Here is a 25,832-nt window from a genome sequence, read left to right as displayed (position 1 = left end):
GCCCGAGTGTAGGCGGTGCGGCACGACCGGACCGGCCGACCGGTGCGCTACCGCGCCCGTCCCTCTAGGCTCTGCCCGTGCCCAGCGGACGGACCCCGGAACAGTTCACCAAACGCAGTCTCGTCGCCGTCTCCCACGCCATCGAACGCGCCGCGCTCGCCGAGGCCGAGGACGGCCCGCTCGTCGTGCTCGCGCTGTTCCAGCGGCTGCCGTACTTCGCCCGGGAGCGCGAGGTCTACCGGCGCATCGCCGGCCGCGCCGCCGTGACGGTGGTGGCGATGGTCGACGGACCGCCGCCCGACCTGCCAGAGGGCGCCTACGGCGTGACGCTGGACGAGGCGGAGGCGCTGGCCCGGGAGTGGACCGTGGTGGCCCTGAGCCCGCGTTTCGGCGCCACCCTCGTCGCACGCGACCGGGCCGAAGTGGCGCCCGCGCCGACGCTGGAGTCCGGCCGGCTGTTCGAGGGGCGCTGGGGTTTCCGCCGCGACGAGGCGCTGCACGAGGCGATCCGGCTGCGCGAACAGCTCGCCGAGCGGCTGCCGGCCGCGGCACGTGGCGCGCTGGACGAGGCGATCGCCCGGGTGCGGGACATCCCGGCCGGGCCCGGCGAACCGCGCGCCGAGGCGGCACTGCGCCTGCTGGCCCGCCGCGGCGACCGGAACAACCAGCCGGTCGAGCCGGCCGAGGCGATGCTGGACGAACCCGGCCTGGCCCGGTGGTCCGGCGCGGACGGGGTGACCGCCTCCGGCACGCTGCCGGTGGCGCTGGTCGGCCTGCGGGTGGACGCGCCGCCCGGCTCACCGGAACGCTTCGGCCGCCGCGGTGTCGCCCGCGAGGGGCACGCGGTGCTCACCGCGATCACCGCCGTGCTGCGGCCCGTCGACCGCGCGCTGCGCGTCACCGAGAACGAGTTCCAGCTCCTCCTGCCGGGGCTCGACGAGCCGGCCGCGCTGGAGGTGGTACGCCGGCTGCACGACGCGATCGGCGCGCTGGCCCGGTCGTACCCGTTCATGGCGTACACCGTGCACGCGGCGGTCGGGGTGACCACCCGGCGGCCGCTGCCCACCGCGGACCTGCGCGCCGCGGTCGACTGGGCGGTACGCAAGGGCGTGCCGGTGGCGGGCCTGCCGACGGAGACCCCTGACGCCGTGACCGCGGCGGCCCGCTGACCGGCGGTCCGGCTCGAAGGGAGGAGACGCGGTGCGGGTGGTGTCGCTGGTGCCGTCGCTGACCGAGGCGGTCGCGGCCACCCGCCCTGAGGTGCTGGTCGGGGCGACCGACTGGTGCACCCATCCGGCCGGGCTGGACGTGGCCCGGGTCGGCGGGACGAAGTACCCGGACCTGGGCCGGGTGCTCGCGCTGGAGCCGGATCTGGTGCTGCTCAACGAGGAGGAGAACCGGCTGGCCGACGCCGAGGCGCTGCGCGCGGCCGGGGTGCCGGTCCGGGTCACCTTCCCGCGTACCGTGCCGGAGGCCCTCGACCAGCTCGGTGAGCTGGTGGTCGCGCTCGGCGTGCCGGCCGAGCCGCAGTGGCTGCGCTCGGCCCGCCGCGCGTGGGCCGCGCTGCCGGCGCCGGGACGCGTCCGCACCGCCGTGGTGCCCGTGTGGCGGCGGCCGTGGGTGGTGCTGGGGCGGGACACGTTCGCCGGGGACGTGCTGGCCCGGCTCGGTGTGCGCAACGGCTGGGCCGACGACGCGGAGCGCTATCCCCGGCCGAGCCTGGACGAGCTGCACGCCCGGGCGCCGGAGCTGGTGGTGCTGCCCGACGAGCCGTACCGGTTCACCGCCGACGACGGGCCGGAGGCGTTCCCGGGCGTGCCGGCGGCGCTGGTGTCCGGCCGGCACCTCACCTGGTACGGCCCGTCGCTGGCCGAGGCACCGGCGCTGCTCGCCGCCCAGCTCGCCACCGAGGGCCCCACCTGACCGGTGGGGCCCGGGCGGCGGCGCTCAGGCCACCGGGGTGGCGTGCACCGGGTCCAGCTCCATCAGCGTCGTGTCGTCCACGTCGTACCCGATCACGTTGTGCACCGCGACCACGCCCGCCACCTGGGCGGCGAGACGGCCGGCGAGCTCGACGGCGCTGCGCCGGTCCAGCCGCCCGTCCATGGTGACCTCGCCGCCGCGGACCTGGACGGTGACCAGGCCGTCGCGCACCGACAACACCCGGCGCAGCACCTCGTGCACGACCTCCTCGCGGATCTCCGCGTCGGTGCGCAGGTGTACACGCAGCAGGTCACCGCGGGTGACGATGCCGGCGAGCCGGCCCAGGTCGTCGAGCACCGGGAGCCGCTTGACCGCCTCGTGGTCCATCAGCCGGGCGGTCGCCACGAGCGACGCCCGCTCGTGGGTGGTGACCGCCGGGGCGGTCATCAGGTCCCGGGCGACGAGCGCGCCCGCCTTCTCCCGCGCGGTACGGCGGCGCCGGCCCTCGAAGACCCGCCGCTCGTCCGGGTGGCCGGACCGCTCCACCTTGTGCAGAAGGTCCGCCTCGGAGATCACCCCGAGCACCCGGCGGAACGAGTCCACCACCGGCACGCCGCTGATCCGCTGCCGGACCAGCACGTCGACGACCTCGCGGTACGGAGTCTCCTCCGTCACCGTCGCGACGTCCCTGGTCATCACGTCGGCCACCTGCCACGTCCTCATCACGACCTCCTCGTGCCGGGCCTCCACCTGCGACGGTAGGCGGCCGGCGGGCGCGCTGGTCAGGGGCGGCGGACCGGCGGTGACGGGCCGACCGGACCGGGTACGGACGGGACCTATGACCCGGTCACGAGGGCACCTCTCGGCCCTGCTCCCGGACGCCGCGCGGCGGTGGAATGAATGTGCCACCGGGAAGCGCGGTGCGAGGCACAGGAAGGGACGTGGAGACAATGACCGCGACAATCGAGCGGACCCCCGCCGTCAAGCGGACCCCCGCCGCCACCATCGCTCCGGCGGCGCACACCGAGACCACCCGCCAGAAGGCCACCCGGTACGTCTGGGCCGGTCTGCGGCTCGCCCTGGGCTGGGTGTTCCTCTGGGCCTTCCTGGACAAGATGTTCGGCCTCGGCCACGAGACCCCGGCGAAGAACGCCTGGATCAACGGCGGCAGCCCCACCGAGGGCTTCCTCGGACACGCCGTCGAGGGACCGTTCGCGGGCCTCTACCAGAACCTGGCCGGCGCGGCCTGGGCGGACTGGCTGTTCATGCTCGGCCTCCTCGGCATCGGTGCCGCCCTGATGCTCGGCATCGGCATCCGGATGGCCGCCGTCGCGGGTGGGCTGCTCCTGGTCCTGATGTGGACGGCCGTGCTGCCCCCGGCGAACAACCCCTTCATGGACGACCACCTCATCTACGCGGGCCTGCTGGCCGGCCTGGCCCTGGTGGGCGCCGGCAACACCCTCGGCCTCGGCCGGGTCTGGGCGAGGCTCCCCCTGGTCCAGCGTCTCCCCTGGCTGAAGTGACCAGCTCGCCCCGGGGCGGGCGTCGCCGAACAGGCGGCGCCCGCCCCCTTTCCTGTCCCCGCCACACCGTGTGCGGGGACCGGCGCGTATCGGCCGGTCGCGATCCGGCAGGATCGACAGTGACCACACCGTCAGCATCCGAGGAGACCCGCTCATGGACAAGCCCGAGGTCGGCCCGATCGAGGGCGCGCCGCCCGCCGATCTCGTCGTCGAGGACATCACCGTCGGCGACGGCCCGGAGGCCCGTCCGGGCCAACTGGTGAGCGTGCACTACGTGGGCGTGGCCCACTCGAACGGTCGCGAGTTCGACGCCTCGTGGAACCGGGGAGAGACGTTCGAGTTCCCGCTCGGCGGCGGCCAGGTCATCGCCGGCTGGGACCAGGGCGTCGTGGGCATGAAGGTGGGCGGCCGGCGCCGGCTCACCATCCCGCCGCACCTGGGCTACGGCGCCCGGGGCGCCGGCGGCGTCATCAAGCCGAACGAGACGCTCGTCTTCGTGGTGGACCTGCTCGGCGTGCGCTGAGCGCGGCACCGTTCACGTCGGGCCGTCGGCACTCGCGCCGGCGGCCCGACGCGTGCCCGGCCGACGCGGGGCGGCCCGGTTCGTGCTCGGGGCGCGCGGCGGCTCCGCTCGGGCTCCGGCCGCCCGGCGCCCTCTCGGGCTCAGGCCGCGCAGGCCACCAGGTCGTGGGAGCGGCCGGGCAGGTCGTGGGAGCGGCCGGGCAGGTCGTGGGAGCGGCCGGGCAGGTCGTGGGAGCGGCCGGGCAGGGATTGCGAGCGGTCGGAGCAGCGCACCGGGAGCACCCGGTGCAGGCCGGTCACCCGCAGCACCCGGGCCACCACCGGGTCGGGGTCGGTGAGCACCAGCTCGCCACCGCGGGCCCGGACCCGCAGGTGGGTGGCGACCAGCGCGCGGACCCCGGCGGCGGAGAGCAGCCGCACGCCGGACAGGTCGACCCGCAGCACCGGCCGGGCCGGCGCCGCCCAGAGCGCGGCCCGGAACGCCGTCACGGAGGCGATGTCGATCTCGCCGACCGGGCGCAGCTCGACCACGTGATCGTGCACGTCCATCGCCACGTGGAAGCGCTCAACGCTGTGTACCATGCGGCCAAACCTACCCGGCCCCACCGACATTTCCGGACCTCGCGGCCGGGGGTTCCGGGTACTGTCCGGGACCCGACCCCGAGCCGCCTCAGGGTCATCCCGCAGCCGCCACGCCACGCGCGGGAAGCGGCGAAACGCCGCCGGGGGCTGCCCCGCGCGACGCCGCCGGGCCACAATGAGCCGATGGTCGTCCCCCGCCCGCGCGCCCCACTGCTGATCCGGCCGGTCCGCGAGCCGGCGACGGTGCCGCCGCCGCTCACCGGCCCCTGGGCGCCCGCGGACACCCGGCTCGACCGGGCCGACCTGCTGCCCCTGCCGGCCGGCGGGCACGGCCCGGAGGACGTGGTGGTCGACGGCGACGGCCGGGTGGTCAGCGGCGACGAGGACGGCCGGCTCTGGTGGTGGCCGGCCGACTCCCCGCCCGGCACGCCGCCGACGCTGCTGGCCGAGACCGGCGGACGGCCGCTGGGCATCGAGTGCGATCCGGTGGACGGCGGGTTGCTGGTCTGCGACGCGTACCGGGGGCTGCTGCGGGTCGACCCGGCCGGCCGGGTGCACGAGCTGACCGGGACCGCGCCGCCGGTGCACCTGGCCGACAACGCGGCCGTGGCGCGCGACGGCACCGTCTACTTCACCGACTCGTCCGACCGGTTCCCGCTCTCGCACTGGAAGCGCGACCTGCTGGAGCACCGGCCCAACGGGCGGGTGCTCGCGTACGACAGGGACACCGGGCGTACCGAGGTGGTCGCGGACGGGCTCTACTTCCCCAACGGGCTGGCGCTGACCCCGGACGAGTCGGCGCTGATGCTGGCCGAGACCGCCACCCACCGGCTGCTCCGGGTGGACCTGCCGAGCGGGCGGGCCACGGTGCTCACCGACCTGCCCGCGTACCCGGACAACATCTCCGCTGTCGGCGACGGCACCTACTGGGTCGCGCTGCCCAGCCCCCGGCTGCGCGCCATGGAACGGCTGCTGCCACATCCCCGGGTGCGGCAGATCGTGGCCCTGCTACCCGGCGCGGTGCAGCCGCAGCCACGCCGCTACGGGCTGGTCGCGCTGGTCGACGGCACCGGCCGGGTGCTGCGCACGCTGCACGGCCCGAGCGGGGCGTACCCGATGGTCACCGGCGTGCGGCAACACGGCCGCCACCTCTGGCTGGGCAGCCTGACCGCGACCGGGGTGGCCCGCGTCGACCTGGAGTGAGCACGACGCGGGGCCGGCCCGCGCGGACGCGGGCCGGCCCCGTGGCCGTTCCTCCCCAGGTTCAGCCGCCGCTGTTGCTCCGCGAGGGGGCCGGGGCCGGTGACGACCCACCGGCCACCGCGCCCGGATGCGGCGTGGCGCTCTGCGTGGGCTTCAGCCCCGCCGGTACGGGAAGCGCGCTGCCCTTCGCGAACTCGTCCCAGCCGACGTTCCAGGCGGTGAAGCCGTTGCCCTGGTCGAGCTTCACCTCGGTGCCCTTGACCGTCACCAGGTCACCGACCTGCGTGAAGCCCATCAGCCAGTCCGCGGCGGTGGCCGAGACGTTGGTGCAGCCGTGCGAGACGTTCGTGCTCCCCTGGTCGCCCTCCGACCACGGCGCCGAGTGGATGAACTCGCCGCCCCAGGTCAGCCGCTGGGCGTCGTCGACGTCGACCACGTAGCCGCCGTTGGGCTCACCACGGGTGTCGAACGTGGTGTGCTCGTGCTTCTCCATGATCACCATGTTGCCGCTCGACGTCGGCGTGCTCGGCTTGCCGAGGCTGACCGGGATCTTCTTGAGCACCTTGCCGTCCTGGTAGACGGTCATCTGCTTGGTCTCGTTGTCGATGTCCAGCGTCACCTGGCGGCCGACCTTTGCGCTCGCGACCCGGTCGGAGTCACCGATCGCGTCCTTGCCGATGGGCAGCCCCTGCAACGCGCTGCGCACGCTGATCTTCGTGCCCGGCTTCCACCGGTCCGGCGCGCGGTACTCGGCCTGCTTGCCGTCGGCCACCCAGGACCAGGTGCCCGGCTGCGGCGGGTCGGTCTTCACGAACAGCCGGCGCTGCACGTCCGCGCGGGCCTCCTCCGGAATCGGCGGGTCGAATCCGAGCACGACCGGCATCGCCGTCCCGTACGTCTGATTCGGCCGGAAATACAATTCGCTGGTGACGGCCGGTTTGGTGGATTTGGCCATCGTCGTGAACGTCGTCTTCTGCGTGGCGGTCTTACCGGAGTCTCCGGTCGCGGTCACCTCGGCGGTGTACGTCCGGGAATTGGCGAGCGGCCGGTCCGGCACCCAGCCGGAGCCGTCCTCACGCGGCTGGGCCGGCACGGCGTTGCCCTTGTCGTCGGTCAGCTTGACGGCTGTCACCTTGCCGTTGCTGACCCTGGTACCCACCTCCGCGCTGATCGGCACGTCCCGGGTACGGTCGGCCGGCGACACGGAGACCGACGGCGGCGCGGCCTCGGCCCGCTTCGCCACCGACTTCGGGCCGGCGGTACACGCGCCGACCGCCAGTGGCGCGGCTGCGACGGTCATCGCGAAAAGCGTCAGTCGGCGCCTCGCAAACATATTTCGCCCCCCATTTCCGAACCCTCTCGCCCACATTCTGTAGGCCCGGGGTCGCGCCGTGGCACCTTCGGCGGAATTGCTCGGAAACAGCTGCGCGAATTGTGCCGGACACGTAATTCCCGTCCCAGCTTGCGCCCCACGCACCCTCCGCCCGGTTCCCCGCCGCCCCAGCCCGCCTCCCGCCCGCCTCTCGCCGCCTCCTGCCCGCCCCTCCTCCGTCGATCATGAAGTTGACGGTCTACGGCGTCCGGCTTGTCCCCGCCAACCTCATGATCGACGGGGAGGGGACGGGCGCAGGGAGGGCGACCGGGCGAGATCTTGGTACGAAACGTCCCTCATGGGGGCGCTTTCCTACCAAGATCTCGCCCGATCCCGCCCACCGGGACGTTCTCCCAGGACGGCAGCGCTGGACTCCGCACCACCGCCGCGATCTTGCACTTGCTGCCCGCGATATGCCCGATTCACACCCTTCTCCAGGGCAGCAAGTGCAAGATCGCGCGGGGCGGTGGGGACGCGAGCGGCCCCGGCCCCGTGTGGGGGCCGGGGCCGGGGGCGGCGGGGTCAGACGTTGGCGACCAGGAGGGCGGGCTGCTCGACGCAGTCGGCCACGTGGCGCAGGAAGCCGCCGGCCACGCCACCGTCGCAGACGCGGTGATCGAACGTGAGGCTGATCTGGGTCACCTTGCGGACGACGAGCTGCCCGTCCACCACCCACGGCTTGTCGACGATCCGGCCGACGCCGAGCAGCGCCGCCTCCGGGTGGTTGATGATCGGCGTGGAGCCGTCCACCCCGAACACGCCGTAGTTGTTGAGCGTGAACGTCCCGCCGGTCAGCCGGGCCGGTGGCAGGGTGCCGGCCCGGGCCGCCGCCGTGGTCTCGGCGAGCGCGGCGGCCAGCTCCCGGGTGGTCAGCCGCTGCGCGTCGCGCAGCACCGGCACGACCAGGCCCCTGTCGGTCTGCGCGGCGATGCCCAGGTGCACGCCCGCGGACTGCACGATCCGCTGGCCCTCGGTGTCGACGTGCGCGTTGAGCTGCGGATACCTCCGCAGGCCGCTGAGACAGATCCGGGCCAGCAGCGCCAGGATGCTCACCGGCGTCTCCGGGGTGGCCGCGTTGATCGCCGCGCGCGTCTCCAGCAGGCCGGTGGCGTCCACGTCGACCCAGATGGTCACCTCCGGGATCTCCCGGCGGCTACGGGAGAGCTTGTCGGCGATCACCTTGCGGATGCCGGTGAGCGGAATGACCGCGTCACAGTCACCGGCCGGGGCGAGCTCGGCGTGCGCGGCTGGGGCGTCCGGCACCGCCGCCAGCCGGGCCGCCGGAGCGGGGGCGGCCACTGCCGCGTCCAGGTCGGCCCGGCGGATCACGCCGCCCGGCCCGGTGCCGCGCAGCGACGCGAGGTCGATGCCGTGCTCCTTCGCCAGCCGCCGCACGATCGGCGAGATGACCAGCGGCGCCGCCGACGGTCCGCCGGTACGCGCAGGGTCGCCCATGCGGTCACCCGACGCGGCCGTGCCGCTCGGAGCCGACGAACCGGCCGGAGCCGGACCCGCCAGGGTCGGAGAGCCGGCCGGGACCGGAGAGCCGGTCACGGCCGCCGCACCGGACGCGGAGTCCGCCGAGGCGGGCGTGCCGGGCTCGGCGGCCAGCGCCAGCCGCGGACGACGCCGCCGCCGGCCCGTGCCGCCGTGGCCGGTGCCGTACCCGATCAGGACGTTGCCGGAGCCGGCCCGCTCCTCCTCGCGGTAGGTGGCGTGCGGGTCGGGGGCGTCGTCGAGCGGGGCGATGGTGATCAGCGGCTGGCCGACCGGGCGGACCTCACCGGCCGCGCCGTGCAGGGCCACGACCCGTCCGGCGTACGGGCACGGCACGTCGACCACGGCCTTGGCGGTCTCCACCTCGACCACGCTCTGGTCCACCGTCACCACGTCGCCGACGGCGACCCGCCACTCGACGATCTCCGCCTCGCTCAGCCCTTCCCCGAGGTCGGGCAGGAGGAAGTCCCGCGTACCCACAGCGGTGCTCATGCCGTGCCGACCGGGCATGCCCTCACGGCCCTCGCTCCGCTCGGTGCGTTCGCTCATGCCGTGCCGGCCGGGCATGCCCTCACGGCCCTCGCTCCGCTCGGTGCGTTCGCTCATGCCGTGCCGACCGGGCATGCCCTCACGGCCCTCGCTCCGCTCGGTGCGTTCGCTCATGCCGCCACCCACCTCGTGTCGGGCTGGTCGTCCCACTGGAGACGGGCCACGGTGTCCAGCACCCGGTCGACCGAGGGCAGGTGGGTGTGCTCCAGCATCGGCGCCGGGTACGGGATGTCCAGCCCGGACACCCGAAGCACCGGGGCGTGCAGGGCGTGGAAGCAGCGTTCCTGCACCCGGGCGGCGATCTCCGCGCCGACGCCGGCGAAGCCCTGCGCCTCCTGGATCACCACGCACCGGCCGGTACGCCGTACCGAGGCGGTGACTGTGGCGTCGTCGAACGGCACGATGCTGCGTACGTCGACGACCTCCAGGTCCCAGCCCTCCTCGCGGGCGGCCTCGGCGGCGGCGAGCGCCACAGGCACCGCCGGCCCGTACGCGATCAGCGTGGCGTCGGTGCCGGGGCGGCGCACCACGGCGGTGCCGATCGGCGCGGTACGGGCCGGCAGTTCCGCCTCGGCGCTGGTGAAGTAGAGCTTCTTGGGCTCCAGGAACACCACCGGGTCGGGGTCGTCGATGGCGGCGCGCAGCAGCGAGTACGCGTCGTCCACTGTGGCCGGCGTGACCACCTTCAGACCGGGGGTGTGCGCGTAGTACGCCTCGGACGAGTCGCAGTGGTGCTCCACGCCGCCGATGCCACCGGCGTACGGCACCCGGATGACGATCGGGACACTCAGCGCGCCGCGCGTGCGGTTGCGCAGCTTCGCCACGTGCGAGGCGATCTGTTCGAACGCCGGGTACGCGAACGCGTCGAACTGCATCTCGACCACCGGGCGCAGCCCGGACATGGCCAGGCCGACGGCGAACCCGACGATGCCGGCCTCGGCCAGCGGGGTGTCGAAGCAGCGCTTGTCGCCGAAGCGGGCCTGAAGCCCGTCGGTGATCCGGAAGACGCCGCCGAGCTGGCCGACGTCCTCGCCGAAGACGACCACGCGGTCGTCGTCGAGCATCGCGTCGGCGAGCGCGGCGTTGAGCGCCTTCGCCATGGTCATGGTGGCCATCAGGCGTCCCCCTCCGCGTCGGCGGCCAGCTCGGCCCGGACCATCTCGCGCTGCTCGACGAGTTGCGGCGTCGGCTCGGCGTACACGTGGTCGAACAGGCTCAGCGGGTCGACTGTCGGCTGGGAGTCCATCCGGCGGCGCAGCGCCGCGGCGTACTCCTCGGCCTCGTCGGCGACCGCCGCGACGGCGGCGTCGTCGAGCACGCCCCGGGCCCGCAGGTACGCCTCGAGCCGGGCGATCGGGTCGCGGTCGCGCCACGCCTCGACCTCGTCGGCGTCGCGGTAGCGGGTCTGGTCGTCGGCGTTCGTGTGCGGCTCCATCCGGTACGTGTGGGCCTCGACCAGGTAGGGGCCCTTGCCGGCGCGGGCGTGCGCCACCGCGCGCTCCAGCACCGCCAGGACGGCGACCGGGTCGTTGCCGTCGACCTGCTCGCTGGGTACGCCGTAGCCGACGCCCTTGTAGGCGAGGCTGGGCGCGGCGGTCTGCCGGGACAGCGGCACGCTGATCGCGTACTTGTTGTTCTGCACCAGGTAGACGACCGGGGCCTTGAACACGGCGGCGAAGTTGATCCCCTCGTGGAAGTCGCCCTCGCTGGTGGCGCCGTCGCCGATGAACGCCAGCGCCACCGTGTCGCGCCCCTGGTACGACTCGCCGTAGGCCAGCCCGGCGGCGTGCACGCACTGGGTGGCGAGCGGGGTGCACTGCGGCGCCGTGTGGGTGGCGGCCGGGTCGTACCCGCAGTGCCAGTCGCCGCGCAGCAGCGTGAGCACCTCGACCGGGTCGAGGCCGCGCGCGGTGAGCGCCATCGACTCGCGGTAGGTGGGGAACACCCAGTCGGTGTCGCGCAGCGCGAGGACGCCGCCGATCTGGCAGGCCTCCTGGCCGCGCGCGGACGGGTAGACGGCGAGGCGGCCCTGCTTGGTCAGCGCGGTGGCCTGCACGTCGAAGCGGCGGCCGACGACCATCCGCCGGTACATCTCGCGCAGCGTCTCGACCGGCGGCTCCGGGTAGTCGTCGCGGGCCGGCAGCGGGGTCCCGTCGGGTTCGAGCAGCCGGACCGGCTCCCGCTGCGGCATGAAGCCGGCCGACGGGTCGGGTACGGCCGGGGTGGTCTTCCGGCGGGTGCGCGGGGATGCCCTGCGGACCGCCTGGGGTGTGGTCGTCACGGCGGGGACCTCCTGGACGTGTGGTGGCCCTATGCTCCCGGTCGTGGATGATTGACTCAACATCCGGGATGAACGCGGGACGAATGGCACGGGAGGGCGGCTGAGGTGAGCCAGGAGACCGGCGCCACACCGGGCGCGGCGGGCGGAACGGGACGTTCGGCCGGGCCGCTCGACGAGGTCGACCGGCGGATCCTGCGCGAGCTGGTCCGCGACGCCCGGACGTCCATCCGTACGCTCGCCGAACGCGTGCACGTCTCCCGCACCAACGCGTACGCCCGGGTGGAGCGGCTGCTGCGCGACGGGGTGCTGACCGGGTTCACCGCGCGGGTCGCGCCGGAGCCGGCCGGGCTGGGCACCTCGGCGTACATCGCGCTGACCATCGAGCAGAACACCTGGCGGGAGGTCTCGGCGGAGCTGGCCCGGGTGCGCTACATCGAGCACGCGGCGCTGCTCAGCGGCGAGCACGACGTGCTCGCGCTGGTCCGGGCGCCGGACAACGCGACGCTGCGGGACGTGGTGCTGGACCGGGTGCAGAGCATCGCCGGGGTGCTGTCGACACGTACCTGGCTGGTGTTCGAGGAGTTCGACGGCACGCAGAGCCCCTGGGACTGACCGCCTCAGCGTTCCGGCGGCGACTCCAGCCCTTCGGCGTCGGCCCGCTCCAGCAGCGGTTCCAGCGAGTAGCGCCGCCCGTCCAGACCGGCGTGCGGGTCGCCCCGATCGGCGAACCGCGCGGGCATGCTGACCACGTCGAAGTCCTCCGGCCGGGCGTCGTCCAGCTCGGACCAGTCCAGCGGTGCCGAGACCAGCGCCGCCGGCGTCGGCCGGATCGAGTACGCCGAGGTCATCGTGTGGTCGCGGGCCATCTGGTTGTAGTCGACGAAGACCGGCCGGTCCCGCTGATCACGCCACCAGGTGGTGGTGACCAGGTCGGGCAGGCGGCGCTGCATCTCCCGGCCCAGCGCCAGCACGGCCCGCCGGCACTCGCCGAAGCTCCAGCGCGGCTCGATCGAGACGTACACGTGGATGCCGCGCCCGCCCGTGGTCTTCGGGAAGCCCTCCAGGCCCAGCTCGGCCAGGTACGCGCGCACCTCGTGCGCCACCGGCACCACCTGCGCGAAGTCGACGCCGGGCATCGGGTCGAGGTCGATGCGCAGCTGGTCGGGGTGTTCCACGTCGTCCTTGGACACCGGCCACGGGTGGAAGCGCAGCGTGCCCAGGTTTGCCGCCCAGATCACCACGGCCAGCTCGCTCGGGGCCACCTCGTCGGCGGTACGGCCACTGGGGAACGTGATGTGCGCGGTGCGTACCCAGTCGGGCGCACCGGCCGGGAGCCGCTTCTGGTAGAACGCGTCGCCCTTGTTGGTCTGCCGGGTGGCGACCTTGGCGCCCTCGAACACGCCGCGCGGCCAGCGTTCCAGCATGGTCGGACGGTCCCGCAGCGCGCGCAGGATGCCGTCGCCCACGGACAGGAAGTAGTTGACCACGTCCAGCTTGGTCAGCCCGCGCTCCGGGAAGTAGGGCTTGTCGGGGCTGGAGACGCGGACCAGCCGCTCCCCCACCTGGATCTCCTGCGCCGCCGTGGTCGCCACCGTCACACCGTAGCGATCCTGGCCGGTTGTGGGGACCGGCTCACCGGGACTCCGCCGTCACGGACAGCCGGATCCAGGCGTCCACCCAGGCCTGTACCGCAGGTTCGCCGGGGTCGGCGTCGAGCGACCCGGCCCGGCCAGGTCGTCCAGCGCCAGCAGCGCCCAGCGCAGACCGGCCGCGTCGAGGTCGCGCCGGACCGCCGCGAGCCGGGCGTCCACGCCGGAACCCAGGTGCGCGGCACCGGTCAGCAGCACGTCGGCGGCGAGCGTCACCGCCGCGTCCAGCGCCGGACGGTCCGGCGGCACCGCCGCCTGGCGGTGGACTCGCCGGCGGCGCACCCGCGTCGACTCGGGCGCCCGCCGCATGGCCAGCCGCGCCGACCTCGCCCATCTCGGGCCCAAGGGTGTCGCCGACAGCGGCCGCCGGCTGAGGCCCAGCCTCGCCGACGTCGACCGGCCCGACCCCGGCCAGCTCGGCGTGCTGATCGGCACCACCGTCGCCGGCGGGATGCCGCTGCGCCAGTCGTGGGAGGACATGGCCGTCGACATCTGGGGCCCTCGCACCGGCAAGGCCACCAGCCGGGCGATCCCCGCCATCGTCGCCGCCCCCGGCCCGACCCTGGTCACCCGCGTCAAGGGTGACCTCATCGACGCCACCCGCGACATCCGCGCCGCCCGCGGCACCGTGTGGGCGTTCGACCCGCAGCACATCCTCGGCACTGAGCAGGGCATGTGGTGGAACCCGCTGCGCGCCCGTCGCCACCACCACCGACGCCCGCCGCCTCGCCGAGCATTCGCCGCCGCCGAACGCGAGCCGGCGTCAGCCGCGACGCCTTGTTCGACCCCAGCGGCCGGGCTTCCCCGGGGGCTGGCACAGAACCGTCGGCGCTCCGGACGCTTTCGTCGTTGAATACCCGGAAGTCGCCGTCGCCGGGCTCGAACTTCCGCGCGCCGGGGAATCACGGCCAGTTGCCCGTCTCCAGGAGTTCAGCACGATGGCGGCGTTGTCAGGGCACCAGCGGAGAGGCTGAGGCTGGCGATCGCAGGGAAGTGCCGGCCGCGCGAGCAGCCGGAGGAGTCCGTCCGGCGCTGGCGACATCATCCGCTGCGCCCACCGCACCACCCTGCGGGCACCGGGCGAGCGTCTCCGCTCTCGCCGTGAGCCGGGTCGTCGGTTGTCCCCACATCGCCGTCTCAAAACCCAGTGTGTCGCAAAAATTACGAGGTTTTGAGAACTCGGTAGATGGTGGCGCGTGAGACGCCGTACCGTTGGGCCAACTCGTCGACGCCGAGCCGGCCGGTCTTCCGCAGGCGGCGGACCTTCTCCGCGTCCGCGGCGGTCAACGCCGCCGGTCGCCCGCCGGCCCGGCGGGTGCGCGGCTCGGGTGCCGCGTCCGCGTCGGACGGCCGCGGACCGTCGGCGGCCGGGCCGTCGATCGCCAGCAGCGTGCGCGTGCCGTCGAGGATCAGTCGCCGGAGCTTGGCGGGTGGCACGTCCCGGAAGATCACGACGGGATCGGCGAGCCCGGCGACCACCTGGGCTGAGCGCACCCGCTGGGCGAGCCCGGGGCGGGGGCCGCTGACGAGGGTGTTGGCCAGGGCGATGGCGGCCCGGAAGCGGTCGGCGACCGGCGCCTGCACGAGCAGGGTCATGTCGCGGACCAGCATGAGCAGCGTGTCCCGGTGGCGCAGGTGCACGTCGAGGAACGCCTCGATCGCCCGCCAGCGCACCGTTTCCGCATCACCGGCGGCCTCCGCCTCATTCAACGCCTGCTCCAGTTCGTCGAGCACCGGACCGGTCAGCTCGTGGAGCACCTCCTCCTTGGCGGCGAAGTGGTAGTAGAGCGCGGCCTTCGTGATGCCGACCCGGTCGGCGATCTCCTGCATGGAGGTGGCCCGGTATCCGCGCTCGGCGAACAGCGCCGCCGCGACCGTCAGGATGCGCTGCCTCGTCATGCCACTGCTCCCTACCGCAGGTAAGTACGGTTGCTATCATACTGACCATGGGTCAGTTCACTGCGGTCGACCTGTCCTTCCTGAGCGACGGTGGCCGGCGAGGCGGTCGCCTGTACCGGCCGGAGGGGTCGCATCCGGTGCCGTGCGTGGTGATGTGCTCCGGCTTCGGCAGCACCATGGACCGGCTCCACACCTGGGCCGAGGTCTTCGCCGCCGCCGGACTGGCGGCGTTGGCTTTCGACTACGGCAGCTTCGGACGGAGCGAGGGCGATCCGCGCCAGGTCGTCGACATCGACGGCCAGCTCGCCGACGTGCGGGCGGCGGTGGCCTGTGCCCGGGCCGACCGGGGCGTCGACGCCGACCGGGTCGTCCTGTGGGGCAACTCCCTGGGCGGAGCCCACGCGATCACCGCGGCGGCCGGCGACCCGCGGATCGCCGCCGTGGTGGCGCAGATCCCGTTCAACGGGTTCCCGCGCCGCGCCGAGGGCCGATCGACGGCTCAGAGCCTGCGGCTCACGGCGGCCATCCTGTGGGACGCGCTCCGGGGCAGGCTCGGCCTGACACCGCACTACATTCCACTGGTCGGCGAACCGGGCGAGATCGCGATCACCAACGCGGCCGCGGCCAAGGAGCACATCCGCACCCTGTCCGGCGAGGACTCGCTGTGGCGCAACCAGGTGGCGCCCCGCGCGACCCTGCGGATGATGCGCTACCGCCCCGCGGACGCGGCCGCGCGGCTGGCCGTGCCATTGCTGGTCTGCCTCGCCACCGACGACGCGGAGACGCCCGTGGAGTTGAGCAGCCAGCTCGCCGAGCGCGCGCCGCACGGGACGCTCAAGCTCTATCCAGGTACGCACTTCTCCTTCTACACCGACCCGCGAACGCGGCGGATCGTCGCGTCGGACCAGATCGCCTTCATCAGGGAAGCGCTCGGTCTTGCGTCCTAGCCGTCCCCTCCGCCGCTGCGGACAGGCCCGTGGCCGGGGCATCGGCAGCGGCGACCGGATCCGTCCCGACGGACACCCGGAGCTGAGTCTGTCCATAGAGCACAGTCCGATCGTCAGGATCAACTCATGCGCGTCCTGATCGTCTCCGCGCCCCTGATCGGTCACGTCTTTCCGCTCGTCCCGCTGGCCGTCGCGCTGCGCGACGCCGAGCACGGCGTGCTGGGGGCCACGGCTGCCGAGGGGCTGGACGTGGCCCGCTCGGGGCTGCCGGTGCGCGACGTGGCGCCGGCGTTCGACTTCGGGCGCATCGCGCGGGGGCGATGCTGCGTCATCCGCTGCTGGCCCGCGCCGAACTGGCCGGCCGGGGCGGCACCCGGGGCGCCGGGGCCCTCTCCGGCACGGTGAAGGACCAGCTCGCCGACGGTTGCGCCGCAACGTGCGTCCGCACGACCAGGGTGTCTATGACGGCGATCTGGCGACGGCTTGCCCGGTCGAGGGTCATGGGTCCGTGTTGCCAGGCTCATGCGGCGATTGCGACGCGGTTGCGTGCGACGAGCGTTGACACCCCGTGCCGGCCCGGCCAGATGGTCGGCGCCGGCGAAGGCGAGGCGAGCGTCACACCTCGCCGCCGTCACAGGCTGGCGGGCTGCCCTGTCTTGGAGGGGTGACAGGAAATACAACTCTCAGGAGCGCACGATGGATGCTCGTCTGAACCTCTTCGGCAGCCCGGTCGCGGGCAAGTCCCTGAAACACATCATCGCGGCAGGTAAGGCGCTCGCGGATTCGACGCTGCCGGCCGCGACGCGCGAGCTGGTGATGCTGCGCGCCAGCCAGATCAACGGCTGCGCAGTCTGCATCGACATGCACAGCAAGGACGCCGCAGCCGCCGGGGAAACCGCCGTCCGTCTCCACCTGGTCGCCGCATGGCGCGAGGCCACGGTCTTCACCGAGGCCGAACGCGCCGCCCTGGAACTGACCGAGCAGGGTACCCGTGTCACCGACGCCGCAGGCGGCGTCACCGACGAGGTGTGGGCCATCGCCGCCAAGCACTACTCCGAGGACGAACTCGCCGCACTGGTCACGTTGATCGCCCTCATCAACGCCGTCAACCGCGTCAACGTCATCACCCGGCAGCCCGCCGGTGACTACCAGGCCAGCCAGCACGGATAACGATCAAGGCACAGCCGGATGTCGCCCGGCGTCGGTGACGCCGCCGGGCACCGATCGTCATTCCGGTCTGAGGACCGACTTCCCACAACCCCTCATGGAAGAGATCTCATGAACCTGGCTTTGTGGATTTGCGCCGGACTGCTGGCCGTCGTTCTCCTCATCGGTGGTGTCGGCAAGCTGATCGTGCCTCGGGAAAAGATGGCCGCCATGCGCAATGCGGGATGGACCGCGGATTTCAGCGTCCCGTTCCTGAAAGTCCTCGGGGCCATCGAGGTCCTGGGGGCGATTGGACTGATTCTGCCCGCCGTGACCGACATCGCGCCGCTTCTGGTGCCGATGGCGGCGGTCGGTGTGGTGGTGTTGATGGTCGGTGCGATGGTCACGCACCTGCGACGTGGTGAGGCCAGGTCGGCGGTGGGAAACCTGGTCTATCTCGCCTTGGCCGCGTTCGTGGCGTGGGGCCGCTTCGGCCCCGAGTCCTTCACCGGTTGACCGGGTGGAAGCGGGCGGTTGAACGTCGACGTCGTGGACGCGGGTGTGGCGGAATGGCCGCAAGGCCCAGCCGGGTCGCTCGGGCAGACAGGTGGGCTCCGCCGGGAGCCTCGGTAAGCGAGTGGGAAGGGTTCCATGCCGGGATCAACCGATGAGAGAAGGGCTGCCGGTTACCGGCCGCTGCTCTTCTCCATCGCCTACGGGATGACCGGGTCCGTGGGTGACGCCGAGGACCTCGTACAGGACGCGTTTCTCGGCCTGACTCGCGCCCGTCAGGAGGGAACCGAGATCGTCGATCCGAAGGCATACCTGACCACGGCGGTGACGCGGCTGGGGATCAACTACCTGCGTTCGGCGCGGGTGAGGCGGGAGACCTACGTGGGCAACTGGCTGCCCGAGCCGGTCGTCCTGCCCACCGACAGGCCCGGGCCGGCCGAGCACGCCGAGCTGGCCGACTCGCTGTCGATGGCGTTCCTGGTGTTGCTGGAGGCCCTCTCGCCGGTGGAGCGTGCGGTGTTCATGCTGCGCGAGGTGTTCGGGTACGGCTACGCCGAGGTGGCGAGGGCCACCGGCAAGACCGAGGCGAACTGTCGGCAGATCTTCGCCCGCGCCCGGCAGCGCGTCGCCGCCGGAGGGCAGATGATCGCCTTCCGCTCGTCGCCTCCGGAACGGCGAGCGGAAGGCGAGCAACTCGCCCGCAGGTTCTTCGCGGCCGCCGCGGGCGGCGACATGAACGCCCTGCTGGGCATGCTCGCACCCAACGTGGCGCTGCACGTCGACACTGGTGGCAAGGCGCAGGCCTTCGGAAAGCCGCTGGCCGGACGCCTGCCCGTGGTGCGGCTGCTCCTCGGCGTGTTCCGCCGGGCCGGGATCCTGGGAGTTTGCCTCCGGCCAGCCTGGGTCAACGGCCGACCGGGCGCCGTCAAGTTCGATGCCGACGGCAGCGTCACCGGCGTGATCGAGCTCGACATCACCGACGGTATGGTCCAAGCGATTCACTCGGTGGCGAACCCCGACAAACTCGCTCACATTCGGTTGAATCCAAACGAAGCGTGAGTTCGGAGGTGGGCTTCCCCTGAGATGTGGACACTCTCAGACTGGATGTTGGTCCCGAGGAAGGGGCGTCTTTACCACTTCGGTCTTCTGACACGTAGGCCAGAAACACCCCGACTTGGCGGTTCTCGACCCGTCCGGCGGTGCCGGTGTACTGCCGCTGGACACCGACCGAGCACACCCCTTCCTTGAGGAACCCCGTCTCGTCGGTGACCAGCACCGCGTCGGGGTGGCCGAGCTGCTCGATCAGCCCGCTGGCCGGCGGCCTGAGCAACGCCGAACTCGCCGAGGCGCTGCACCTGTCCGAGGCGACGGTGAAGACGCACGTCGCCCGCATCCTCGCCAAGCTCGGTCTGCGCGACCGGGTCCAGGCGGTGGTGGTCGCCTACGAGACGGGCCTCGTCAGTCCCGGTACGCCGGAGGGCTGACCGGTCGGGCAGCGCCACGCGTCCGGCGCGGTTATCCCCGGTCGAGCCCGGGTACCGGGAGCCGCATGGCGGAGTTGGCATCGCTCTGGATCGTCCGGCACGGCGAGAGCACGGCGAACGTCGCGGCCACGGCGGCCGAGACGTCCGGCGCCGAGCTGATCGACCTCACCCACCGCGACGCGGACGTGCCGCTGTCGTCCACCGGCGAGGAACAGGCTCGGGCGACCGGCCGCTGGCTGGCCGGGCTGCCGGACGCGCGGCGGCCGGACGTGGCGGTGGTGTCGCCGTACCTGCGGGCGGTGCGGACCGCCGAGCTGGCCCTCGGCGGCACCGGGATCCCGGCGAGCGTCGATGAGCGGCTGCGCGACCGGGAGCTGGGCATCCTCGACGGGCTCACCGGCCACGGCGTGACCCGGCGCTACCCGGAGGAGGCGCAGCGGCGTACCCGGCTCGGCAAGTTCTACTACCGGCCGCCCGGCGGCGAGTCCTGGACCGACGTGGCGCTGCGGCTGCGGGCGCTGCTGGGCGACCTGCGCCGCGACCACGAGGGGGGCCGGGTGCTGCTGTTCGGCCACGACGCCCTGGTCTTCCTGCTGCGCTACCTGGTGGAAGGGCTCACCGAGGCGGAGCTGATGGCGCTGACCCGCGAGCAGGTGATCGCCAACTGCTCGGTCACCGGCTGGCACGCCGACGACTCCGGCCGGCTCGTGCCGGACGTGTTCAACGACGTCGCCCACCTGCACCGCCAGGGGGCGACACCCACCAGGGAGGACGAGGTCCATGCCGAGCCGGTCTGACGTGATCACCCCCGGGCTGTTGCGGGACTGGGCGCTGCCGGTGCCCACCGGCGGCAAGGAGGCGCGCGGCACCGTGCTGGTGGTCGGCGGTTCCCGGTTCACCCCGGGCGCGGTGCTGCTCGCCGGGGTGGCCGCGCTGCGGGCCGGCGCCGGCGTGCTCCAGCTCGCCGCGGCCGAGTCGACCGCCGCGGCGCTGAGCATCCAGGTGCCCGAGGCGCTCGTGGTCGGCCTGCCGGAGACCGACGACGGCGCGGTACGAGGCGACCCGGGCGACCTGCTCGGCGGGCTGGTCGCCGAGGCGGACGTGGTGGCCGTCGGCCCCGGCCTGAAGGACATCGACGCCACCGGGGAGCTGCTGCGCCTGGTCCTGGACGCGGCCGGCCGGGAGACCGCGCTGGTGCTCGACGCGTACGCGCTCGGTGCGCTCAGCCACGCGCCGGACCTGCTGGCCGGGTCCGGCCGCAAGGTGGTGCTCACGCCCAACCTGACCGAGGCCCAGCACCTGCTGGGCCGCGATCCGGGCGAGGACCTGGACGCCGAAGCGGTGGAACTGGCCGGCCGGTACGACGCGGTCGTGTCGCTGTACGGGCACATCGCGACGCCGGACGGCCGGGCCTGGCGGGAGGAGAGCGGGGACGCCGGGCTGGGCACCTCGGGCAGCGGCGACGTGCGGGCCGGGCTGCTCGCGGGCCTGCTCTCCCGGGGTGCCGACCCGGCGCAGGCGGCCTGCTGGGCGGCGTTCGCGCACGCGGTGAGCGGGCAGCGCCTGGTCCCCCGGTACGGGCGGATCGGCTTCCTCGCCCGGGAGCTGCTGGACGAGATCCCGTACACGATCGCCACGGTCTGACGATCCACTTCACGGGTGTGCGGGACGTGTAACACCCGGGTGCGCTGCGGCGCTGGTCCGGGCGAGGCCGGTACTTCGCCGTGCCTCCGCCCGGACCGCAGCCCGTTCAGGGGTGCGGTCCACCCGCACGAACCCCTGGGAGTCTGTGTGAACAATCTCCGTCGCAAGACACTCGCCGCGGCGTCCGCAGTGACGCTCGGCGCCGGGCTCGCCCTCACCGGCGGCACGGCGCCGGTCGCGGCCGCCGGACCGGAGACCTCGTATCTGGTGCTCGCCCCGCAGGGCAACGGCACCGCCAAGGCCGCCGCCCGCGTGGCGGCCGCCGACGGCACCGTGGTGGCGGCGTACGACAAGATCGGCGTGCTGGTCGTGCGCTCGTCCGCCCCGGACTTCGTCACCCGGGTGGCGGGCGCCGGCGTCGAGTCGGTCGCCTCCACCGCCGGCCTGGGCACCGCCCTGGACGAGGGCGAGACGGTCGAGGTGCCGGCCGCCGCCGTCGCCGCGGCCACCGGCGACCCGACCGCCGAGCCGCTCTACGACCTGCAGTGGGACATGGACCAGATCCGCGTCCCGCAGGCGCACGCGGTGACCGGCGGCAGCCCGTCGGTCGTGGTGGGTGTGCTGGACAGCGGCATCTCCAGCAGCCACCCGGACCTGGCGACCCAGATCGCCAAGGACAAGAGCGCCTCCTGCGTGGGCGGCGCCCCGAACACCGCCGAGACCGCGTGGAACCCCACCACCAGCGACCACGGCACCCACGTGGCCGGCACCATCGCCGCCGCCGTCAACGGCGTCGGGGTCACCGGTGTCGCGCCGGGCGTGAAGGTCGCCGCCGTCAAGGTCGTCAACGACGACGGCTACATCTTCCCGGAGGCCGCCGTCTGCGGCTTCATGTGGGCCGCCGAGCACGGCTTCCAGCTCACCAACAACAGCTACTACATCGACCCGTGGGAGCTGAACTGCCGAAACGACGCGCGGCAGCGCCCGGTGTGGAAGGCCGTGCAGCGGGCCCTGCGCTACTCGCAGTCCCAGGGCGTGCTGCACGTCGCGTCCGCCGGTAACTCGAACTACGACCTGGCCCACAAGATCACCGACACCGGCAGCCCGAACAACGGCACGCCGGAGGAGCGCGAGAACCTCACAAACGCCTGCCTCGACCTGCCGGCCGAGGCGCCGGGCGTGGTGACGGTCGCCGCCGTCGGCCCGACCGGTGAGAAGAGCTACTACTCCTCGTACGGCCAGGGCGTGATCGACGTGACCGCGCCGGGTGGCGACACCCGGTTCCGGACCCAGGGCGCCCGCTCGACGTCCGCCGACGGCATCCTGTCCACCACCTTCAACACCGCCACCCGCACCAACGGGTGGGGCTACAAGCAGGGCACCTCGATGTCCAGCCCGCACGCCACCGGCGTCGCGGCGTTGGCGCTGTCCGCGCACCCGGGCATGAGCCCGGGCCAGCTGGCCTCGTTCCTGGAGCGCACGGCGGTGGCGAAGGCCTGCCCGTCGGGCGTCTACAACCCGGTGCCGCTGATCCCGGCGGGCCCGAACGCGTACGACGCGACCTGCTCCGGCGGGAACCGCAACGGGTTCTACGGCGCCGGCGTCGTGGACGCGTACAACGCGGTGAAGTAACTCCGACCCGCGTGGACCGGGCCCGGCGTTATCGCCGGGCCCGGTCTGTTTGTCCTGGTCGGGCGGCGGGTAGGGGGGCAGCGTCAGCCGACTTAGGAGGTAACCGGTGTCCACCGACGCGATCGTCCTGCTCAAGGAGGACCACAAGGAGATCCGTCGCCTGTTCAAGGCCTTCCAGGAGGCCGAGGAGGGGCCGGCGAGCAAGCGCGGGAAGATCGTCACGCAGATCCTCGAAGCTCTGACGGTGCACACCTACCTGGAGAACGAGGTGATGTACCCGGAGGTCCGCAAGCTGGTGCCCGACGTCGAGGACGACATCCTGGAGTCGTACGAGGAGCACCACGTCGCGGACGTGCTCTGCTTCGAGCTGTTCACCATGGACGCCGACGACGAGCGCTTCAACGCCAAGACGACGGTGCTGATCGAGAACGTGCTGCACCACGTCGAGGAGGAGGAGCAGGAGTGGTTCCCGAAGGTGCGCGAGGCGCTCGGCCGTAACCAGCTGCAGGAGATCGGTCAGCGGATGCTCGACCTGCGGCCGAAGGCGCCGAAGACGCCGACCGCCCCGAAGGCGCTGAAGAAGTCGCTGGACGCCGTGGTCGCCTGACACCGGCCGCACGACGCGAGCGGGACCGCCCCTTTCCCTCGGGGCGGTCCCGCTCACGTAGCGGGCTCAGTCGCCCGAGCCGGGCTCGGCCATCTTGCGGTGCTGCTCGGCCTTCAGCCGATCCGGGATGATCTTGCCGGCGGCCACCTGGATCTTGTTGACCAGCGAACCGGCGGCGACCTTGTGCTCCCCCTTCATCAGCGCCTCGAACGCGTCCTCGGCCACCTTGCGGGGGTCGTCCTTGGGCCCCTGGCCGACCCGCGTGTCCTCCATGTCGGCCCGGTCGAAGAACTCGGTGTCGGTCGGGCCGGGCATCAGCGAGGTCACCGTGACGCCGCTGTCCTTCAGCTCGTTGCGCACCCCCTCGGCGAAGGACTGCACGAACGACTTCGAGGCGTTGTAGACCGCCTGGTACGCCCCGGGCATGGTGGCGGCGATGGACGAGGTGAACAGCACCCGCCCGGCGCCCCGGCGGACCATGTCCGGCAGCAGCAGCTTGGCCAGGTGCACCGTCGAGCGGACGTTCAGGTCGATCACGGTCAGTTCGTCGGCCAGGTCGGTGCCGCCGACGAAGTCCCCGCCCGCGCCGCGCCCGGCGTTGAGCGCCAGCGCGTCGACCGGGCGGCCCAGGCCGGTCACCTCCCCGGCCAGCCGCTGTACGCCCTCGGGCGTGGCCAGGTCCACCTGGACCGGGTACACCTCCGGGCCGCCGTCGCGCCGCAGGTCGCCGGCCGCGCGCTCGATCGCCGCGTCCTCGGCGGCGACCACCACGTCGTACCCGTGCTCGGCGAACTGGACCGCGAGCTCGTACCCGATGCCGCTGGACGCGCCGGTCACCACGGCGAGCGGCCGTCCGGTGCTCGGTGTGGTCATGGTCGTGCCTCCTCTCCCCGGGCCGGGTCGGGGCCGGCCCTCCCCCACGGTGTGCCCCGGTACGGGCGGCCCAACCCCGCAGGTCCCGGCCGGGCCGGTAGGATCGGCACAGGCCGTGACTGGCGCGTGGAGATGGAGCACCATCGGGGAGCGGCCTCGTCATGAGGACGCATGCCGAGCGCCTGGGCCTTCCGCACGTCACCTGGAGGTCGCATGTCGCGCAACGCCGAGTCCACCGCCTTCCGCAGCGCGCTGGAGGTCGTCCGCGGCGTCGAGCCGCGGGTCGCCGACGCCATCGCCGCGGAACTGGCCGACCAGCGCGAGTCGCTCAAGCTCATCGCCAGCGAGAACTACGCCTCCCCCGCGACGCTGCTGGCGATGGGCAACTGGTTCAGCGACAAGTACGCCGAGGGCACCGTCGGGCGCCGCTTCTACGCCGGCTGCCAGAACGTCGACACCGTCGAGGCGCTCGCCGCCGAGCACGCCCGCGAACTGTTCGGCGCGTCCCACGCGTACGTGCAGCCGCACTCGGGCATCGACGCCAACCTGGTCGCGTTCTGGGCGGTCCTGGCCGACCGGGTCGAGTCCCCCGCGCTGCGCAAGGCACAGGCGCGGCAGGTGAACGACCTCACCGAGGCCGACTGGTTCGCGCTGCGCCGTGAGCTGGGCAACCAGCGGATGCTCGGCATGTCGCTGGACGCCGGCGGGCACCTCACCCACGGCTTCCGGCCGAACATCTCCGGCAAGATGTTCGACCAGCGCAGCTACGGCACCGACCCGGCCACCGGCCTGATCGACTACGACCGGGTGGCCGAGGCGGCCCGCGAGTTCAAGCCGCTGATCCTGGTCGCCGGTTACTCCGCGTACCCGCGGAAGGTCAACTTCCGGATCATGCGGGAGATCGCCGACTCGGTCGGCGCCACCTTCATGGTCGACATGGCCCACTTCGCCGGGCTGGTCGCCGGCAAGGTCTTCACCGGCGACTTCGACCCGGTGCCGCACGCGCACATCGTCACCACCACCACGCACAAGTCGCTGCGTGGCCCGCGCGGCGGCATGGTGCTCTGCGGGCCGGAGCTGGCCGACCAGGTCGACCGGGGCTGCCCGATGGTGCTCGGCGGGCCGCTGCCGCACGTGATGGCCGCCAAGGCGGTCGCGCTGGCCGAGGCGCGCCGCCCCGACTTCGCCGACTACGCCCAGCGGATCGTCTACAACGCGCAGGCGCTGGCCGACGGGCTGCTGCGCCGGGGCGCCACGCTGGTCACCGGCGGCACCGACAACCACCTGGTGCTCATCGACGTGTCCGGGTATGGCCTGACCGGCCGGCAGGCCGAGCAGGCGCTGCTCGACTCGGGCATCGTCACCAACCGCAACTCGGTGCCGCAGGACCCGAACGGCGCCTGGTACACCTCGGGTATCCGCATCGGCACCCCGGCGCTGACCACCCGGGGCCTCGGCACCGCCGAGATGGACGCCACGGCCGAGCTGATCCACACCGTGCTCAGCCAGACCACGCCCGGCACCGGCCCGGACGGCGCGCCGTCGAAGGCGAAGTACGTGCTGGACCCGGCCGTCGCCGAGTCCGTCGGCAAGCAGGCCGCCGACCTGCTCACGCCGTTCCCGCTCTACCCCGCCGTGGACCTGGGCTGACAGCAGTGACGGCGGCGCCCCGGGAGAACGATCTCCCGGGGCGCCGTTGTAAGCGGGTCAGCGCAGCGGGCGCTTCAGGTGGTAGCGGTGGACCTCGGTGCTGCCCTGCACGTTGTTCACGTCCTCGGCGGCGGAGACCAGCTCCCACCCCTCCCGGCCGACCCGGTTGAGGTGCGCGATCGCGGTGTCGCCGTACGCCGTCACGTCGGTGCGTGACCCGTCCGGGCCGTACCACACGAACGAGACGTGGAAATTGCGACCCTGACCCTGATACCGACGAACGAGCAACGCGTACTCCCAGGCAACCATTCGTCCATTATCAACAGAGCGACGGCG

General features: G+C 73.1%; 28 protein-coding genes, 2 pseudogenes and 1 riboswitch. Of the genes and pseudogenes, 18 read left to right on the top strand and 12 right to left on the bottom strand.

The genetic code is table 11. The annotated features are described in order from the left end of the window. The first annotated feature begins 77 nt into the window (after positions 1-77). Positions 78-1,169 (top strand): DICT sensory domain-containing protein, encoded by a 1,092-nt coding sequence (locus tag Q3W68_RS16735; RefSeq protein WP_302906311.1) that lies wholly within the window; start codon positions 78-80, stop codon positions 1,167-1,169. Positions 1,170-1,200: 31 nt separating this feature from the next. Then, the gene (locus Q3W68_RS16730) at positions 1,201-1,923 is read left to right on the top strand and encodes a helical backbone metal receptor (RefSeq protein WP_302906310.1); all 723 of its coding nucleotides are present in this window, start codon (positions 1,201-1,203) and stop codon (positions 1,921-1,923) included. A 24-nt stretch (positions 1,924-1,947) separates the two neighbouring features. Here the strand turns inward: Q3W68_RS16730 and Q3W68_RS16725 are convergent, their stop codons facing one another. Beyond that, positions 1,948-2,646, bottom strand: a complete 699-nt coding sequence (locus Q3W68_RS16725; protein WP_302906309.1) for a CBS domain-containing protein — start codon at positions 2,644-2,646, stop codon at positions 1,948-1,950. 227 nt (positions 2,647-2,873) lie between these two features. Between Q3W68_RS16725 and Q3W68_RS16720 the strand changes: the two genes are divergently transcribed. Then, the gene (locus Q3W68_RS16720) at positions 2,874-3,446 is read left to right on the top strand and encodes a hypothetical protein (RefSeq protein ID WP_302906308.1); all 573 of its coding nucleotides are present in this window, start codon (positions 2,874-2,876) and stop codon (positions 3,444-3,446) included. Positions 3,447-3,600: 154 nt separating this feature from the next. Continuing rightward, positions 3,601-3,969, top strand: coding sequence for an FKBP-type peptidyl-prolyl cis-trans isomerase (locus Q3W68_RS16715; RefSeq protein WP_120569670.1), 369 nt, complete (start codon positions 3,601-3,603; stop codon positions 3,967-3,969). Between the two features lie 140 nt (positions 3,970-4,109). Here the strand turns inward: Q3W68_RS16715 and Q3W68_RS16710 are convergent, their stop codons facing one another. Next, positions 4,110-4,550 (bottom strand): STAS domain-containing protein, encoded by a 441-nt coding sequence (locus Q3W68_RS16710; RefSeq protein WP_302906307.1) that lies wholly within the window; start codon positions 4,548-4,550, stop codon positions 4,110-4,112. 183 nt (positions 4,551-4,733) lie between these two features. Here Q3W68_RS16710 and Q3W68_RS16705 point away from each other — a divergent pair, with 183 nt between their 5' ends. After that, positions 4,734-5,753 (top strand): SMP-30/gluconolactonase/LRE family protein, encoded by a 1,020-nt coding sequence (locus tag Q3W68_RS16705; RefSeq protein ID WP_302906306.1) that lies wholly within the window; start codon positions 4,734-4,736, stop codon positions 5,751-5,753. Between the two features lie 61 nt (positions 5,754-5,814). Here the strand turns inward: Q3W68_RS16705 and Q3W68_RS16700 are convergent, their stop codons facing one another. The 4 genes from Q3W68_RS16700 to pdhA form a co-directional block, all read right to left on the bottom strand. Then, a complete protein-coding gene (locus Q3W68_RS16700; protein WP_302906305.1) occupies positions 5,815-7,086 on the bottom strand; it encodes an Ig-like domain-containing protein in 1,272 nt (423 codons plus the stop codon). 561 nt (positions 7,087-7,647) lie between these two features. After that, positions 7,648-9,114 (bottom strand): dihydrolipoamide acetyltransferase family protein, encoded by a 1,467-nt coding sequence (locus tag Q3W68_RS16695; RefSeq protein WP_302906701.1) that lies wholly within the window; start codon positions 9,112-9,114, stop codon positions 7,648-7,650. Positions 9,115-9,281: 167 nt separating this feature from the next. Continuing rightward, positions 9,282-10,286, bottom strand: a complete 1,005-nt coding sequence (locus tag Q3W68_RS16690; protein WP_302906304.1) for an alpha-ketoacid dehydrogenase subunit beta — start codon at positions 10,284-10,286, stop codon at positions 9,282-9,284. Next, positions 10,286-11,485, bottom strand: coding sequence for a pyruvate dehydrogenase (acetyl-transferring) E1 component subunit alpha (gene pdhA / locus Q3W68_RS16685; RefSeq protein ID WP_302906700.1), 1,200 nt, complete (start codon positions 11,483-11,485; stop codon positions 10,286-10,288). Before pdhA ends, Q3W68_RS16690 begins: the two co-directional genes overlap by 1 nt. A gap of 72 nt (positions 11,486-11,557) precedes the next feature. Between pdhA and Q3W68_RS16680 the strand changes: the two genes are divergently transcribed. After that, on the top strand, positions 11,558-12,064 hold the full coding sequence (locus Q3W68_RS16680) for an Lrp/AsnC family transcriptional regulator (protein WP_013286599.1): 507 nt from the start codon (positions 11,558-11,560) through the stop codon (positions 12,062-12,064). Positions 12,065-12,069: 5 nt separating this feature from the next. Here Q3W68_RS16680 and Q3W68_RS16675 read toward each other — a convergent pair whose 3' ends face one another. Continuing rightward, positions 12,070-13,050 carry a DNA polymerase domain-containing protein gene (locus Q3W68_RS16675; protein WP_302906303.1) on the bottom strand — a complete coding sequence of 327 codons (981 nt, stop codon included), beginning with the start codon at positions 13,048-13,050 and terminating at the stop codon, positions 12,070-12,072. Between the two features lie 51 nt (positions 13,051-13,101). Beyond that, complete coding sequence (locus Q3W68_RS16670) at positions 13,102-13,383, bottom strand: hypothetical protein (protein ID WP_302906302.1); 282 nt, start codon at positions 13,381-13,383, stop codon at positions 13,102-13,104. A gap of 25 nt (positions 13,384-13,408) precedes the next feature. Between Q3W68_RS16670 and Q3W68_RS16665 the strand changes: the two genes are divergently transcribed. Next, a complete protein-coding gene (locus Q3W68_RS16665; protein WP_302906301.1) occupies positions 13,409-13,954 on the top strand; it encodes a hypothetical protein in 546 nt (181 codons plus the stop codon). Between the two features lie 308 nt (positions 13,955-14,262). Here the strand turns inward: Q3W68_RS16665 and Q3W68_RS16660 are convergent, their stop codons facing one another. Beyond that, a complete protein-coding gene (locus Q3W68_RS16660; RefSeq protein WP_302906300.1) occupies positions 14,263-15,000 on the bottom strand; it encodes a TetR family transcriptional regulator in 738 nt (245 codons plus the stop codon). 47 nt (positions 15,001-15,047) lie between these two features. Here Q3W68_RS16660 and Q3W68_RS16655 point away from each other — a divergent pair, with 47 nt between their 5' ends. The 5 genes from Q3W68_RS16655 (at position 15,048) to sigJ (ending at position 18,665) form a co-directional block, all read left to right on the top strand. Continuing rightward, on the top strand, positions 15,048-15,947 hold the full coding sequence (locus Q3W68_RS16655) for an alpha/beta hydrolase (RefSeq protein WP_302906299.1): 900 nt from the start codon (positions 15,048-15,050) through the stop codon (positions 15,945-15,947). 126 nt (positions 15,948-16,073) lie between these two features. Beyond that, positions 16,074-16,352: a hypothetical protein gene (locus tag Q3W68_RS16650; RefSeq protein ID WP_302906298.1), complete on the top strand. Its 279-nt coding sequence runs from the start codon at positions 16,074-16,076 to the stop codon at positions 16,350-16,352. 291 nt (positions 16,353-16,643) lie between these two features. After that, on the top strand, positions 16,644-17,117 hold the full coding sequence (locus Q3W68_RS16645) for a carboxymuconolactone decarboxylase family protein (RefSeq protein WP_302906297.1): 474 nt from the start codon (positions 16,644-16,646) through the stop codon (positions 17,115-17,117). 108 nt (positions 17,118-17,225) lie between these two features. Next, positions 17,226-17,609: a DoxX family protein gene (locus Q3W68_RS16640; protein WP_302906296.1), complete on the top strand. Its 384-nt coding sequence runs from the start codon at positions 17,226-17,228 to the stop codon at positions 17,607-17,609. A gap of 135 nt (positions 17,610-17,744) precedes the next feature. Beyond that, a complete protein-coding gene (gene sigJ / locus Q3W68_RS16635; RefSeq protein ID WP_302906295.1) occupies positions 17,745-18,665 on the top strand; it encodes an RNA polymerase sigma factor SigJ in 921 nt (306 codons plus the stop codon). An 88-nt stretch (positions 18,666-18,753) separates the two neighbouring features. Here the strand turns inward: sigJ and Q3W68_RS16630 are convergent. Then, positions 18,754-18,912 (bottom strand): annotated as a pseudogene (locus tag Q3W68_RS16630) (transposase); the annotation flags it as partial. Between the two features lie 4 nt (positions 18,913-18,916). On the opposite strand from Q3W68_RS16630, the pseudogene Q3W68_RS16625 reads away from it, so the two are divergent. The 5 genes and pseudogenes from Q3W68_RS16625 to Q3W68_RS16605 form a co-directional block, all read left to right on the top strand. After that, positions 18,917-19,090: pseudogene (locus Q3W68_RS16625) on the top strand (response regulator transcription factor); the annotation flags it as partial. 65 nt (positions 19,091-19,155) lie between these two features. Next, positions 19,156-19,887, top strand: coding sequence for a histidine phosphatase family protein (locus Q3W68_RS16620; RefSeq protein WP_302906294.1), 732 nt, complete (start codon positions 19,156-19,158; stop codon positions 19,885-19,887). Beyond that, the gene (locus Q3W68_RS16615) at positions 19,871-20,734 is read left to right on the top strand and encodes an NAD(P)H-hydrate dehydratase (RefSeq protein ID WP_302906293.1); all 864 of its coding nucleotides are present in this window, start codon (positions 19,871-19,873) and stop codon (positions 20,732-20,734) included. The genes Q3W68_RS16620 and Q3W68_RS16615 overlap by 17 nt, the downstream gene beginning before the upstream one ends. Before the next feature lie 147 nt (positions 20,735-20,881). Next, entirely contained in the window at positions 20,882-22,366 is a 1,485-nt protein-coding gene (locus tag Q3W68_RS16610; RefSeq protein WP_302906292.1) for a S8 family serine peptidase, read from the top strand. Positions 22,367-22,472: 106 nt separating this feature from the next. Further along, complete coding sequence (locus Q3W68_RS16605; RefSeq protein ID WP_302906291.1) at positions 22,473-22,973, top strand: hemerythrin domain-containing protein; 501 nt, start codon at positions 22,473-22,475, stop codon at positions 22,971-22,973. Positions 22,974-23,039: 66 nt separating this feature from the next. On the opposite strand, the gene Q3W68_RS16600 is transcribed toward Q3W68_RS16605, so the two are convergent. Beyond that, complete coding sequence (locus Q3W68_RS16600) at positions 23,040-23,846, bottom strand: SDR family oxidoreductase (protein ID WP_302906290.1); 807 nt, start codon at positions 23,844-23,846, stop codon at positions 23,040-23,042. A 105-nt stretch (positions 23,847-23,951) separates the two neighbouring features. Next, a riboswitch (ZMP/ZTP riboswitch) is annotated at positions 23,952-24,041 on the top strand. A gap of 18 nt (positions 24,042-24,059) precedes the next feature. On the opposite strand from Q3W68_RS16600, the gene Q3W68_RS16595 reads away from it, so the two are divergent. Beyond that, positions 24,060-25,496, top strand: coding sequence for a glycine hydroxymethyltransferase (locus Q3W68_RS16595; RefSeq protein ID WP_302906289.1), 1,437 nt, complete (start codon positions 24,060-24,062; stop codon positions 25,494-25,496). Positions 25,497-25,553: 57 nt separating this feature from the next. Here the strand turns inward: Q3W68_RS16595 and Q3W68_RS16590 are convergent, their stop codons facing one another. Continuing rightward, the gene (locus tag Q3W68_RS16590; protein ID WP_013286617.1) at positions 25,554-25,805 is read right to left on the bottom strand and encodes a hypothetical protein; all 252 of its coding nucleotides are present in this window, start codon (positions 25,803-25,805) and stop codon (positions 25,554-25,556) included. Between the last annotated feature and the right edge of the window lie 27 nt (positions 25,806-25,832).

It is taken from the genome of Micromonospora sp. C28ISP2-4 (genome assembly GCF_030519385.1).
GTDB lineage: Bacteria > Actinomycetota > Actinomycetes > Mycobacteriales > Micromonosporaceae > Micromonospora > Micromonospora tulbaghiae.
The sequence above is the reverse complement of the archived record's forward strand: the minus strand, read 5'-3'. Positions and strand labels throughout refer to the sequence as shown.